Consider the following 14,259-nt stretch of genomic DNA (forward strand, 5'->3'; position numbering starts at 1 on the left):
TGCATCACAATAGATTTGGAGAAACAAATCGTTTTTCTCGCTAATCTCTTTATTCGAGTTCTCAATGTCAAGTGCTTTCGTTCGATTTTTTGAGTATTATACTTACCCACCTCATGCAATGCTGGCTCAATATGTCGTTCGTAAGCCCCCCATCCATCTGTATAATATTGAGTAATACCAAAAGGTTCTAACAACTTTTTTAGCCTTAGAAATGCTTCGTCTTTGTGACCAGACAAAACATAAGCTAATATCTCACCTGTGGGAGCATCTCACTTATGCCATAAGTATTAATACTTATGGGCAGAAAAATAAGACTTTGAACTTTATCGAACTTTATCAAAAAAAGAAATGAGAGTATAATAGTCGAGACCCACTTTCCAAAATCTATCCCAATTGAGGAACAATCTCATGTTATCAGTGTTATCAGAAAATGAAAAAAGGATTCAAGAGTTATGTCAAGAGTTGGGAGAATGTCTCTATCAACAATCTCAAGTTAAAACATTTAATAATTTGGGAGAAATAGAGGAGACTGTCAGAGACTTAATGATTCAGTATGTCAACCCAGAAATAGGTATTTTTTTGTCAAAACAAGTACCGAGGAAACCACAGGTCGGATACGAACAGTAAAAAGTATTTTGGGGGAATTGCCCATTACAGAAAAACAAGCGAAGAAATTAGAACTAAAGCCTCGAACTCAGATGAGTCCAATGTTAGAGAAGAACTGTTTGCTACTGAGTGGCGATGAGTCTTATGAAAAAGCAGCTAAGAAAATCCAATCATTGACGGGAATTGCTGTTTCTCACAGTACGCAACAACGCCTTGTACATCGCTATCATTTTGAAGAATTACCCTCTAACACAGAAGTCGAAGAAATTAGCATAGATGGTGGGAAGGTACGACTCAGAACTCCCAAGGGAGAACCCTTAATTTGGCGTGATTATAAAGGAGTCAGTTTTCATCAATTGGGGGTAGCTGCCTTTTTTCAAGATAACTCGGCTTTATTAGATTTGGTTAATTCTCAAATTTTGGCTAAGCCTTTAATTTGTTTGGGAGATGGACATGATGGTATCTGGAACTTATTTCGTGAGATAGGACAGAAACATGAGCGAATTGAAATTTTGGACTGGTATCACTTAATTGAAAACCTCTATAAAGTTGGGGGGTCATTCCAGCGAATTGAGGAGGTCAAGTCTTTTCTTTGGACGGGTGAAGTGGATGCCGCTATCTCCTGTTTTGAGGGATGGTCAGAGCCTCAAGCTGAGAATTTTATCATTTATTTAAACAAGCATAAACATCGGATTGTCAATTATGGTTATTTGCAGGCAGAGGGCATTTCCATTGGCTCTGGCTCTGTCGAATCTCAAGTTAAACAAATTGGTCATCGTCTTAAAATTACTGGTGCGAGTTGGAATTCTGACAATGTACCACAAGTCCTTCGTCATCGCTGTTCCTATTTAAATGATTACCTTTTTTGACTCTTTCATTGGGTGCGACCTTTAGTTGATAAAAGCTGTTGTAATCAGGGTTCTACAGGGAACCCATATTGATCAAGTTTTGCCCAAAATTGACTCCATCGTTCCTTGGTCAATACCAAAGCTCGTAGGCTCAAAATAATTCCTGCTCCTTTTTCCTTCCATCGCATCCCTGAACAACATAATCGTTGTTTGACCAACGTCTTACAAGCTGCTTCCGTAACACCTGAACCAATCGGATACTTTTTCTCTAAGTATTCAGCATAATCCATTTGATGCTGATGATTCTCGTAATAAGTAATCGCCGCTTGTAGTTTCTCGGTAAGATTCTTAGAATGACTTTTTTCTTCTTTGACTTCTTTCATCAGATTTAGCAGTTCTCCTGCTTTTCCTTTTTCATGCTTGAGTTCTCGACAATTTTCAGTCAACCATTCTTTTTGTTTTGACACGGTATTCGGATGCAACGCTTCTGCCAAGGCACCTAAGTAACCAGAGGCATGATAGAAATCTAATATCTGTTCTTCCGTTTGCTTTTCTAAAAACTTCCAATTTGATTCTGCCCCGTCTGCTATCCCGACCAATGTTGCCTCTGGATAACGGTTTTTCGCTCGCTCAATTTCTCTTTCTAATCTTTCTAGAAAACTCTTTTTTCCATACTCTGGTGCCGCACCTAGATAGATTGTAGGTTGACGTTCGCCTTCACTATCGTATAGGGAAACGGTTCCCACCATTGCTTCACGGTAGCCATCCTCACACATCAGCATACAGGTTCCATCTAATCCTATTCCCACTGTTGCAATTTGGCTATCCTCCTTGGGCGGGGCATAACTCCACGCTTCTTCTTTTGCCTGTACCACACTTCCTACTGCTTCACTCAATCTTTGGATATAGGATAGCGCTACTTTTCTACCATGATTTTCTAATAAATCATTTTTCACCTCTTTGCCTGCCATCCCTGACATTTTTGAGGATACCTGTTTTGCCAATAATGGCGTTGATGTTATGATTATCCTTGCTTCTCTTTCTAAGGGGCAATACGTTTTTCCTCAAAGGTGAACGCTGATATACATGACGATTCACTATAACCTCACCATAAGGTGTTTGATATTCTTTCGGTTGCTCTCCCTTACTCTTCCAGATTTCTTCACCGATTTTTAAGGGTGAACCATCTGTATCTAAATATTTCAAGGCTTCTTTGCTGGCGATGCAACCTACTTCGTTTAAGCCTTTTTGAATATTTATTTCTGTATCCAACATTGAACGACTGAGTTCTAATGTTAGTTCTATTTTTATCTTTGAACCCTCTACATTAATTAGTTTTGCTGTCATCATTGTTTCCTCTTTGTCACTTTTCATCCCATGTTAACACTTTTCTTTTCCTTCATCAACTAAAGGTCACACCCCTTTCATTTACCTCGTTAAGTATTTCTACTTATTGCAAAGGTGAGATGCTCCCCGTCAATAAAAAAGGCAGCTACCCCCAATTGATGAAAACTGACTCCTTTATAATCACGCCAAATTAAGGGTTCTCCCTTGGGAGTTCTGAGTCGTACCTTCCCACCATCTATGCTAATTTCTTCGACTTCTGTGTTAGAGGGTAATTCTTCAAAATGATAGCGATGTACAAGGCGTTGTTGCGTACTGTGAGAAACAGCAATTCCCGTCAATGATTGGATTTTCTTAGCTGCTTTTTCATAAGACTCATCGCCACTCAGTAGCAAACAGTTCTTCTCTAACATTGGACTCATCTGAGTTCGAGGCTTTAGTTCTAATTTCTTCGCTTGTTTTTCTGTAATGGGCAATTCCCCCAAAATACTTTTTACTGTTCGTATCCGACCTGTGGTTTCCTCGGTACTTGTTTTGACAAAAAAATACCTATTTCTGGGTTGACATACTGAATCATTAAGTCTCTGACAGTCTCCTCTATTTCTCCCAAATTATTAAATGTTTTAACTTGAGATTGTTGATAGAGACATTCTCCCAACTCTTGACATAACTCTTGAATCCTTTTTTCATTTTCTGATAACACTGATAACATGAGATTGTTCCTCAATTGGGATAGATTTTGGAAAGTGGGTCTCGACTATTATACTCTCATTTCTTTTTTTGATAAAGTTCGATAAAGTTCAAAGTCTTATTTTTCTGCCCATAAGTATTAATACTTATTGCATAAGTGAGATGCTCCCCATTGACGTTGATAAATTCCATGAACTTTATCCCAAGATAGGGCTTCTTCTCGGCTTACTTGTTCCACTCTGCTCACATTTACTCGATTATACACATATTCTTCATACCGCACTGTATATTTTCTACGTGCTTCCATAAATTCTAGGTTTTCTGTAAAAAACCTTTGACATTTTTTACAATAAAACTTACGACGAGGGACTTGTAGGTACACTGTTTGACCAGAAATGGGCAAATCCCTTATAAGTAGATTGTTGGTCTGATGTAATTCATCGGTTAATCTTCCACAGTAATTAGGGTCTGCTGAAAAAGTCCACAAAACGAACCTAGATGCCACAGGAGGCGAAAAATGGTGACTTCAGAGAGTAGTTTCCAATTTCAACCCCCAGTTTTCCAACGACGTGCATGGGCTTTGAGCCTCCAAAGGCCATAACCTTGCACCTGATCGTTTTTAAAATGCTTGAAAGCATTATCTGGCAAGGGTTCTATACTTATTCAGCAAGCCCTAATTACATTTGACTTCTTCCTCTTGACAACTCAGTATCAAAAAAGCCTCTGTTCCTTCTTGAATAACATTTCTTATTTTTACCTTTGGCAAATCTACCAGATTTTCTAGAAAAAATAACATTGATGCCATCCTCATATAGGGTATCTTATTATACATTTTTCAACGTCAATCCAGAAGAGCCACAAATATAACGGAGCATTGATACATCCTAAGCAGTTTAATATCATTGCTTTTACTATTGTACCTACACTGAGCTTTTCTTGAGGATGAGTTCCCACTTCCTCATCGATAATTTCTACTAAACCCATTTCATCTATAATTCCCGCTACGATTCCTAAGTGGTCGAGGTCTTTAATATTTAGGGCTTGCTGAAAAAGTCAAAAAACGAAAGAAATGTGGGTTAGGGAAGTATGGACTGAAAAAGCATAGATAACTTATCCTTATGGAAACAAATCAAAATACAGATTTTGTTTAATCTATTGTTCCTTTCTGTCTAAAAAGGTCAACACAAATCACTCCTCACAAAAGAGAGGAAAATTAACACCATTTTTCACAAGAAAAACGACTCTACAACTTTTTACTTTTTGTCTTCTGAAGTAGAGTAGAAAGATTCATTACCAAAAAGTTCATCGCAATTACCGTTTCCGAGGTCTCAGGTAGTTTGGCCATCACTCGACCAAGACTAAATTTCCTCTTTCCCTGTCCGAATTTACCCTCAATGGCATTACGCACTCTTTCATCTGAGCGTGCCTCTTTCTTTTTTTCTTTGCTCACCTCTTTCGGCGGTCTTCCCAATCGGGGACCACTCATTCTTATATCCCTTTCTTTACAATAAGCTCGATTCGCTTTTGTTCGATAGATTTTATCCACATGAACCGATTCCGGATAACATCCTGTTTCCCTTTTATATTCTTCTATTCGCGCTTGTAAATCTCCCGATTCGTTGTAATTATCCCAACTTAATTTGTCTAAGAAGACAAAGCCATTCACATTACTTGCCGATATTTTAGCTCCAAACTCTACTGCTTTTCCCGCTTTTCCACGCACTATTGGACGCACGTGAGGTTGGCTTACACTCACAATTCTGTTTTCTACTTTATTTGTCTTTTTTTCATACATTTCTAACTGTTGCTCATACACTTTTCCTATCGTTACAAGCTCTTCTTGCTCTTTTTTCGTTAGTTTTTCTAACTTTGCTCCCTCTTCTATCATTTTTTCTATATGACTGGACAGTGGGAAGTTCTCGAGGCGTGTAAGTGGAGAAAAGAAAATCGGACATCCGATACAAAAGAGTGCCGTTATGTCCGAAACTGGCTGATATAAGAAAATCGATAGCCAGTGCTATCTATCAATTATGCAACTATGTCAGCGACTAGAGCAAATCCTCAATAATCTCCGTCCAGCCTTTAGCCGAGAAGCAACGTTCCAATGGTTTATCCTGTTAGTCTGGGGAGTAGTGCTCAACAGCCAACCCAGCGCAATAACTAGCTATGTCAATGCCATTGGCTGAACAGAGAGCTACTACAATCAGGCTCTACATTGGTTTGATTCCAAGGCGTTTAGGGTCGAAGGACTAACTTTACAATGGTCAAAGTGGCTAAGTCAGCATGAAAGTCTATACAGAATTAAAGGGAAACGGGTGTATGTGGGTGATGGCATCAAAGTGGGGAAAGAAGGACGCAAGATGCCAGGTGTAAAACGACTACACCAAGAATCGGAAGATGTGTCCAAGCCAGAGTGGATAAGGGGTCATTACTTCAATGCCTTGAGTATTTTGGTGGGAGTAGGGAAAGCCTGCTTTGCCTTGCCCTTAGTGTTGCGGCTAGACGATGGCATCAAGTCCAAAGCAACCGAGAAGGGGGAGGGAAAAGGCAAAAAAAAGGTGAAGACGAGCCTGGTGACAAAAATGGCTGACCTTTGTGTTACTTACGCAGAGGCAGGGAGTTATGTAATTTTGGATGCTTATTTTGCTTGCGAACCAGTGCTCAAAAGTTTTCGCCAGAACGCCTTGCATCTAATCACAAGAGTGCGTTGCTCCACCGTCGCCTATGCCCCCTTTTGTTCCGTGCCGACGCTGACGGGGAGAGGACGACCACGGATTTGGGGGAGTTCGATAAAACTAGAAAAGCTGTTCGCTCTGGCGGCGGACTTTCCGACAGCTAAAGTCTGGCTCTATGGTCAACAAGTCACGGTTTCTTATCAGTGCTTTGAGTTCCACTGGGATAGTCCCCATCAGCTCGTCAAGTTTGTTCTGACCCAATTGCCTAACGGACGACGACTGATTCTGCTTTCTACTGATCTCTGTTTGACTGGACCTGAGATTATTGCCGCTTACGGTCTCCGAGGGTGCGACCTTTAGTTGATAAAAGCTGTTGTAATCAGGGTTCTACAGGGAACCCATATTGATCAAGTTTTGCCCAAAATTGACTCCATCGTTCCTTGGTCAATACCAAAGCTCGTAGGCTCAAAATAATTCCTGCTCCTTTTTCCTTCCATCGCATCCCTGAACAACATAATCGTTGTTTGACCAACGTCTTACAAGCTGCTTCCATAACACCTGAACCAATCGGATACTTTTTCTCTATGTATTCAGCATAATCCATTTGATGCTGATGATTCTCGTAATAAGTAATCGCCGCTTGTAGTTTCTCGGTAAGATTCTTAGAATGACTTTTTTCTTCTTTGACTTCTTTCATCAGATTTAGCAGTTCTCCTGCTTTTCCTTTTTCATGCTTGAGTTCTCGACAATTTTCAGTCAACCATTCTTTTTGTTTTGACACGGTATTCGGATGCAACGCTTCTGCCAAGGCACCTAAGTAACCAGAGGCATGATAGAAATCTAATATCTGTTCTTCCGTTTGCTTTTCTAAAAACTTCCAATTTGATTCTGCCCCGTCTGCTATCCCGACCAATGTTGCCTCTGGATAACGGTTTTTCGCTCGCTCAATTTCTCTTTCTAATCTTTCTAGAAAACTCTTTTTTCCATACTCTGGTGCCGCACCTAGATAGATTGTAGGTTGACGTTCGCCTTCACTATCGTATAGGGAAACGGTTCCCACCATTGCTTCACGGTAGCCATCCTCACACATCAGCATACAGGTTCCATCTAATCCTATTCCCACTGTTGCAATTTGGCTATCCTCCTTGGGCGGGGCATAACTCCACGCTTCTTCTTTTGCCTGTACCACACTTCCTACTGCTTCACTCAATCTTTGGATATAGGATAGCGCTACTTTTCTACCATGATTTTCTAATAAATCATTTTTCACCTCTTTGCCTGCCATCCCTGACATTTTTGAGGATACCTGTTTTGCCAATAATGGCGTTGATGTTATGATTATCCTTGCTTCTCTTTCTAAGGGGCAATACGTTTTTCCTCAAAGGTGAACGCTGATATACATGACGATTCACTATAACCTCACCATAAGGTGTTTGATATTCTTTCGGTTGCTCTCCCTTACTCTTCCAGATTTCTTCACCGATTTTTAAGGGTGAACCATCTGTATCTAAATATTTCAAGGCTTCTTTGCTGGCGATGCAACCTACTTCGTTTAAGCCTTTTTGAATATTTATTTCTGTATCCAACATTGAACGACTGAGTTCTAATGTTAGTTCTATTTTTATCTTTGAACCCTCTACATTAATTAGTTTTGCTGTCATCATTGTTTCCTCTTTGTCACTTTTCATCCCATGTTAACACTTTTCTTTTCCTTCATCAACTAAAGGTCACACCCGTCTCCGATTGAAGATTGAAGTCACTTTTCGTCAATTAGTCCATCTTTTGGGCAGCTTTGCCTATCGTTTTTGGCTTAAGAGTCTTCCTACTTTACCTACCTGGCCCAGCAATCTTATCCTCAGTGACTATCCACAAGCTGTTCAGACTCAGATTTTAAACAAGGTAGAAGCCTTTGAGCGTTTTGTTAACCTTAATGCCATTGCTTTAGGGCTACTTCAAATTCTCGCCTTAGAGTTACCCCAGGGGATTTGGGCTAATTTTCCTTGATGGTTTCGGACATTACCATCCCATGGCTACCCTAGTGAACGGATTGCTCAACTAGCCCTTCAACATCAAGCCCAAATGATTTTTCCTCAAAGTCCACCCAGTCTGCTTTTGCCTAAATTCCTTACCGCTAAACTTGCCTCTTCCTCAAGCCCTGATATGCTTACTTTCGTCGCATAGTCATTACCTTATCTGGCATCCATAAACTTCCCACTGTCCAGCTATATGAGACAAGTTTCTTTTTATATATCCTAGTTGTTTTTTTGTTCCTTTTCTTCTTTCTTTTTTTGACACACGACGTTTTTTTGCTATGGCTAAGTACTCTTTTCTTGCCACTTCCCTATAAGTCCTCGGCTTTTCTTTCCTTTTCTCTTTTATTTCTTCATACAGCTTATCTATTATTTTTTCTGTTTTTTCTCTGGCATCATTCAATATTCCTATATCCGTTGGATATTTTATATCTGCTGGTGTACAAGTCGCATCTAACAATAACTTTCCTTCATTTTCTTTTTTTTCTGACGCTACACCCGTCGCTTTTTTTTCTATTTCTTTATTAATTTTATTTATTAATTCCATTCCTATTTTTTTACGAAAATGAACCATCATTGACGCATTAAATGCTTCTTTGCTACTATAGCTTTCCATTCCTATAAAGTACTGTAAATAAGGGTTCTCTTTTATTTGTTCTACTGTTTCTCTGTCACTTTTTCCTGAAATTTCTTTGATAATTAATGCTCCTAATGCCATTCTAAATGATTTGGCTGGGGCTCCTTTTTTTTCTGTGAAGTTTTTTGCATATTCTTCCTCATATTCTTCCCAAAGAATCATTTTTGACATTTCTATCCAACGATTTTCTTCGTCTAACTGCCCGCCGAACAGATTTTTCAAGTTTTCTGGTGTTTCAATTGAGTACTGTTGCTTTCGGTACATCTGCTTTCTCTCTTCTTAATGCAATGGTTTTGAGGCATTCTACCCTATTTTCGTGCATTCTAGCGGTTCTTAATTCGCCTACTATTTTTCTCCGTAAAGGTTTCAGCTTTTTTCAGCAAGCCCTATTTAGGTTATTCGTTTTTACTGTTGATTCTATCTAAGACAAGACTCCATTTTAGAACTTTATTGACATTTTTTATCCTTGCCCGAAATCAATGCACAAGTACCGATACTAGCTCGCGTGAACTAGTGTTCCTCTTCGACAACCTGCGGAATGTGGGATTTAGACTACCACTACTATCGAATCACTACCAACTCGTTCACTCTATTGTGAAAGACAGAAGCAAAATCACTTCTGTATCCTACACTACTGTTTGAATTTGGAATTGCTGAACACTACTATCGAATCACTACCCCCTAAGGCGATCGCCGCATTTTGTCCACCGAAACCAAAACTGAAACAGAGAGCATAACGAAGGTTTGCTGCATAGGTTTTTTTAACCAGATTTAGATCAAAAGCTGGAGTTCGCAGACCCACATTGGGAAACAAGACTTGCTCCTGTAATGCCATCACACTAAAAGCAACGGCCAAAGCTCCTGATGCACCTAACGTGTGACCCGTTGCCCCCTTGCTAGAACTAACGGCCACCGATGCCGGAAAAAGAGATTGAATGAGGTCAGCTTCTCGGCGATCGTTTAACTGGGTTCCCGTTCCATGAGGATGAATCAAATCGATCGCGTCTGGCGTTAACCGACTTCTTTCTAAACATTGTTTAACAGCTAAGGTTGCACTGTGATTATCGATTGCTGGCGCACTAACATGACTCGCATCGCAACTAAAACCCCAGCCCTGAATTGTCCCATAGATTTTTGCCCCTCGTTGTTGAGCCAAAGTGGAAGATTCAAGTACAAAAATAGCTCCACCTTCTCCGAGCACTAATCCTTCTCGCTCCTGGGAAAAAGGATAACAACCCTTTGCAGCTAAGGCTCCCATCTGTTGAAAACCGGCTAAAGTTAGGGGCGTAATCGGTACTTCTATGGCTCCCACTAGTACCCGTTGACAACGACCTTGTTGAATTAATTGACAGCCCTGAGCGATCGCCCAGATTCCGGTTGCACAGGCCGCCATTGGCGATAAAATCAGTTCTGCCCGACCGATCTGATCAGCCGTTAAAAGAGAAGCTTGGTGGGGTAAGGTTTCCAGCCAATTTTCTATAACTGGTTGCTTTGAACTAGCCCATTGTTCCCAAATACCTTGACAACCTCGACTAGAACCAACCACCACGCCGCAATCTTCTAACGGTGCAACTAATTGAGCATCCTGGAGTGCATCCTGGGCGATCGCCGCCACCAGGGGCGGTAAGGTACTGGGTAAGCTGGCCATTAAACCCAGGGGAATTGGCACGAATTGGGAAAAGGGCTGGTGCAAGCTCAGTCCCGATCTGCCTTGGAGGAGAGATTGCCAACTCTCGGTTAAATTTCCCAACGCAGAACGTAAACCCATGCCGGTAATCACGATCTTCACTGCAAGCTCTCTCCTTAATAAAATTTAGGCAGCCAGGATCGGGGGAAAACCCACTAAGAAATGATTATTTTAATTGTTTGAAAGGGTTATTGCTAATCAGTTTTAGATGAATCGGGTGTGACCTTTAGTTGATGAAGGAAAAGAAAAGTGTTAACATGAGATGAAAAGTGACAAAGAGGAAACAATGATGACAGCAAAACTAATTAATGTAGAGGGTTCAAAGATAAAAATAGAACTAACATTAGAACTCAGTCGTTCAATGTTGGATACAGAAATAAATATTCAAAAAGGCTTAAACGAAGTAGGTTGCATCGCCAGCAAAGAAGCCTTGAAATATTTAGATACAGATGGTTCACCCTTAAAAATCGGTGAAGAAATCTGGAAGAGTAAGGGAGAGCAACCGAAAGAATATCAAACACCTTATGGTGAGGTTATAGTGAATCGTCATGTATATCAGCGTTCACCTTTGAGGAAAAACGTATTGCCCCTTAGAAAGAGAGGCAAGGATAATCATAACATCAACGCCATTATTGGCAAAACAGGTATCCTCAAAAATGTCAGGGATGGCAGGCAAAGAGGTGAAAAATGATTTATTACGCCTGATGTGAGTTGGAGCATGGAATGGCGTAAACTCGTTTAATTGATGCTTTCTCTAATTAAAGGGGGGGGCTAAAACCCTTGCTGACTACTAGGTTATTTAACTCACATCAGACGTTTATTAGAAAATCATGGTAGAAAAGTAGCGCTATCCTATATCCAAAGATTGAGTAGACCTCTTGCAAAAGTTTTTTAACGGTTGATATGAAAAATACATTTAATCTAGAAAATTCGCCTCGACTGTCAAAAACGGTGAACAACTCATCGAAAATCAAGCCAAAATAATCTCTTAAAGTAGAAGAACAAAAAATTGGCACACTCAATCCGCTCAGCTTGTCTCCAAAAGCTGAACTTAAAGAATAAATTATCTTGAATAAATTATTCTGTTTTCATCTCCACCTTAGTTTTTAACTCTTTTGTTTCTAATTCGTAGTTATAAATACCTGCTATTAAATTTGCTCTTAAACCGAACCTACGATGTCTATTTCTATAGGTTGAAGATAATATTCTGAAAATTTTTAATCGTCGATTAACGTGTTCTACTACTACTCGAAGACGGTTTAACAACCGATTATATTGCTTTTCCTCTTTACTTAATTTTTTACCCTTTTTTCTCTTAATCGGTGTTTCACTTCATTTATGAATTTTGGCAATTCCTTGATATCCCTTGTCCGCTATCATTTTTATCAAATCTCCTACTCTTACTCCACTATTTTGGAATAGCTTGAAGTCATGCACTCTCCCTTTACCACTCGCTAGACAGATGATTTTCTGGCTTTTTAGGTCAACAATTATTTGCGTCTTTAATGTATGTTCTTTTTGCTTCCCACTATAATAATTTTTCTGATTTTCTTTTGGTTTTTCTATCGGACTCTCTGTTACATCCATTGCCACTACTTTTTCTTCTGTCCCTTTTTGACGTAACTCTTTCTTTCCAGGTAGACTGAATACTCCTGAGCGAATTAAGCTATTTTCGATTTTCTGAGTTGTACGACACACCGTTGATTCTGATACTCCCCAGTCTGTTCTAATATGGTACTGTGTTCTATATTCTCTTAAATATTGAAGGGCCACTAAAACTTGATCTTCTATTCTCAATTTACACGGACAACCAACCTTCTTTTTTTTTCTCCTCATTTTTGACCAACTCTACCATTCGCTTAAATGTCGGTTTTTGAACCCCTGTCAGTCTCTTGAATCGATTTGCTGATAGTTTTCTTGCCTTGCTATATTCCATAATTAAATTACGATGAGTGATTTTAGTTTCCACTTTCACGATAGCATTTTCTGTTTTTATACGGTAAATTTATGCCACTGTTTGTATAAAACGTATTTTAGTTAACCCTTTACTGTAACATATAATATTTATGCAAGAGGTCTAAGCTATTGGGATTTCTTCATGCTATAGTCAAGAGTCAAAAACCTTGGCGATGTCCTGAAAATATAGAGACAAAGGAGGAAAAACTGCAAGCGTGCTAATTCTCTGATATTGGTTGAAAGAGTTAACATAACTCATTCTCTGACGAGTTGTATGAGGATGAGTTGTTTGTTTTGACTAATTTTATTTGATAGCGATCCTATCAAGGCCTTGACAAACAAGATAATCGCTAAATCCCCCAGTATTGGGTAGGGCTGATTCATTCTCTGGTTTGATTCCTTTTTTGTCTCTCTTCAATCGCTTATGGGGTAAGCAAAGTAAGGTATTTTTAAAAATTTTCAAATATTTATTCTGAGAAATCGCCTTAAAACCTTGCCAGATAAGGATTTGATTGATTGAGATTTGTTAGAATGAATCAGCCCTACCCAATACTGGGGGATTTAGCGATTATCTTGTTTGTCAAGGCCTTGATAGGATCGCTATCAAATAAAATTAGTCAAAACAAACAACTCATCCTCATACAACTCGTCAGAGAATGAGTTATGTTAACTCTTTCAACCAATATCAGAGAATTAGCACGCTTGCAGTTTTTCCTCCTTTGTCTCTATATTTTCAGGACATCACCAAGGTTTTTGACTCTTGACTATAGCATGAAGAAATCCCAATAGCTTATGAGCGCAGGCAATTAAAGCTACTTTTTTGGCCTTACCTGCCTGGAGCAATTTTTGATAAAACGCCTTAATTACCGGATTGTGTTGTATTGCCACTAGGGCTGACATATACAGCACGGCACGCACCCTTGCTCGTCCACCGATAATACGTCGTTTTCCTCGCATTTGCCCACTGTCACAGTTCATGGGAGCAATTCCCACTAGTGGTCTGTCAAGCTAAAGATTGTGAATTTGAGGGAAAATGGAGAGGCTATTCATTACCTCAACAGATATCGTAATAAGTAACCATGCTCAAGACCTATATTGTCCGATTAAGTCAAGAAGAACGTCAGACCCTAAAAGATTTGGTATCCATCGGCAAAGGAGCGGCTTACAAAATTAAGCACGCCAATATTCTGTTAAACATTGATGTGAATGGACAAGGATGGACGGATGAGGAAGCTGCCGCCGCCTTTAGTTGTCACCGTAACACAGTCGCCAATCTCAGGGAGCGATTGGTCAATGAAGGTGTGGAGTCAGCATTAAGCCACAAGCCCCGCAAAACGCCGCCTCGTCAACCGATTATTGATGGAGAGGTAGAAGCAAAACTAATCGCCTTACGTTGTGGAGAACCGCCTGCTGGTCAAGCCCGTTGGACATTGAGGTTACTAGCCGACAAGGCGGTCGAGTTAGAAATTGTGCCAGCAATTAGTCACGAAACCGTGCGTCAAGTGTTAAAAAAAACGAACTAAAACCTCATCTGCGACAGATGTACGTGATTCCACCAGAAAAGAGTGCCGAATTTGTGTCTAACATGGAAGATGTTCTAGAAATTTATCACCGACCCTATGACCCCAATTGTCCAGTGATTTGCATGGATGAGCAACCTATACAATTGGTCAAAGAAACCCGCCTTCCTCTACCAGCCAAACCTGGACAGCCAGAGGCGCATGATTACGAATATGAACGCAATGGAACAGCCAATATCTTTATGTTGGTAGTGTTCTGAATCTGT

General features: G+C 39.9%; 8 protein-coding genes and 7 pseudogenes. 7 read left to right on the forward strand and 8 right to left on the reverse strand.

From position 1 onward, the window contains the following. Positions 1-417: 417 nt before the first annotated feature. A protein-coding gene (locus tag KA717_29400; GenBank protein ID UXE64810.1) for an ISKra4 family transposase occupies positions 418-1,475 on the forward strand; the annotation gives its coding sequence in 2 pieces (ribosomal slippage) (positions 418-574 and positions 574-1,475; 1,059 coding nt in all). 44 nt (positions 1,476-1,519) lie between these two features. Here KA717_29400 and KA717_29405 read toward each other — a convergent pair. The 3 pseudogenes from KA717_29405 to KA717_29415 all read right to left on the reverse strand — a co-directional run bounded on the left by KA717_29405 (position 1,520) and on the right by KA717_29415 (position 5,388). Further along, positions 1,520-2,801 (reverse strand): annotated as a pseudogene (locus tag KA717_29405) (ISKra4 family transposase). A gap of 128 nt (positions 2,802-2,929) precedes the next feature. Beyond that, positions 2,930-3,501: pseudogene (locus KA717_29410) on the reverse strand (ISKra4 family transposase). Positions 3,502-4,731: 1,230 nt separating this feature from the next. Further along, positions 4,732-5,388 (reverse strand): annotated as a pseudogene (locus tag KA717_29415) (transposase). A gap of 130 nt (positions 5,389-5,518) precedes the next feature. Here KA717_29415 and KA717_29420 point away from each other — a divergent pair. Next, positions 5,519-5,674 (forward strand): hypothetical protein, encoded by a 156-nt coding sequence (locus tag KA717_29420; GenBank protein UXE59808.1) that lies wholly within the window; start codon positions 5,519-5,521, stop codon positions 5,672-5,674. Positions 5,675-5,803: 129 nt separating this feature from the next. Then, positions 5,804-6,523, forward strand: a complete 720-nt coding sequence (locus KA717_29425) for a transposase (protein UXE59809.1) — start codon at positions 5,804-5,806, stop codon at positions 6,521-6,523. 19 nt (positions 6,524-6,542) lie between these two features. Here the strand turns inward: KA717_29425 and KA717_29430 are convergent. Further along, positions 6,543-7,824, reverse strand: a pseudogene (locus tag KA717_29430) (ISKra4 family transposase). Between the two features lie 82 nt (positions 7,825-7,906). On the opposite strand from KA717_29430, the gene KA717_29435 reads away from it, so the two are divergent. Continuing rightward, positions 7,907-8,167, forward strand: a complete 261-nt coding sequence (locus KA717_29435; GenBank protein ID UXE59810.1) for a hypothetical protein — start codon at positions 7,907-7,909, stop codon at positions 8,165-8,167. A 228-nt stretch (positions 8,168-8,395) separates the two neighbouring features. Here the strand turns inward: KA717_29435 and KA717_29440 are convergent. Beyond that, positions 8,396-9,094: pseudogene (locus tag KA717_29440) on the reverse strand (transposase). Positions 9,095-9,461: 367 nt separating this feature from the next. Then, a complete protein-coding gene (locus KA717_29445) occupies positions 9,462-10,598 on the reverse strand; it encodes a beta-ketoacyl-ACP synthase (GenBank protein ID UXE64811.1) in 1,137 nt (378 codons plus the stop codon). Between the two features lie 181 nt (positions 10,599-10,779). On the opposite strand from KA717_29445, the gene KA717_29450 reads away from it, so the two are divergent. Next, a complete protein-coding gene (locus KA717_29450; GenBank protein ID UXE59811.1) occupies positions 10,780-11,208 on the forward strand; it encodes a hypothetical protein in 429 nt (142 codons plus the stop codon). Positions 11,209-11,594: 386 nt separating this feature from the next. Here KA717_29450 and KA717_29455 read toward each other — a convergent pair. After that, positions 11,595-12,453: pseudogene (locus KA717_29455) on the reverse strand (IS5 family transposase). Positions 12,454-13,214: 761 nt separating this feature from the next. Then, positions 13,215-13,469 (reverse strand): annotated as a pseudogene (locus KA717_29460) (transposase). An 83-nt stretch (positions 13,470-13,552) separates the two neighbouring features. Between KA717_29460 and KA717_29465 the strand changes: the two are divergent. Both KA717_29465 and KA717_29470 read left to right on the forward strand, forming a co-directional pair. Beyond that, positions 13,553-13,996 (forward strand): helix-turn-helix domain-containing protein, encoded by a 444-nt coding sequence (locus KA717_29465; GenBank protein ID UXE59812.1) that lies wholly within the window; start codon positions 13,553-13,555, stop codon positions 13,994-13,996. A 17-nt stretch (positions 13,997-14,013) separates the two neighbouring features. Next, the gene (locus KA717_29470) at positions 14,014-14,253 is read left to right on the forward strand and encodes a hypothetical protein (GenBank protein ID UXE59813.1); all 240 of its coding nucleotides are present in this window, start codon (positions 14,014-14,016) and stop codon (positions 14,251-14,253) included. The last annotated feature ends 6 nt before the right edge of the window (positions 14,254-14,259 follow it).

This window comes from Woronichinia naegeliana WA131 (assembly GCA_025370055.1).
Classification (GTDB): Bacteria; Cyanobacteriota; Cyanobacteriia; order Cyanobacteriales; family Microcystaceae; genus Woronichinia; species Woronichinia naegeliana.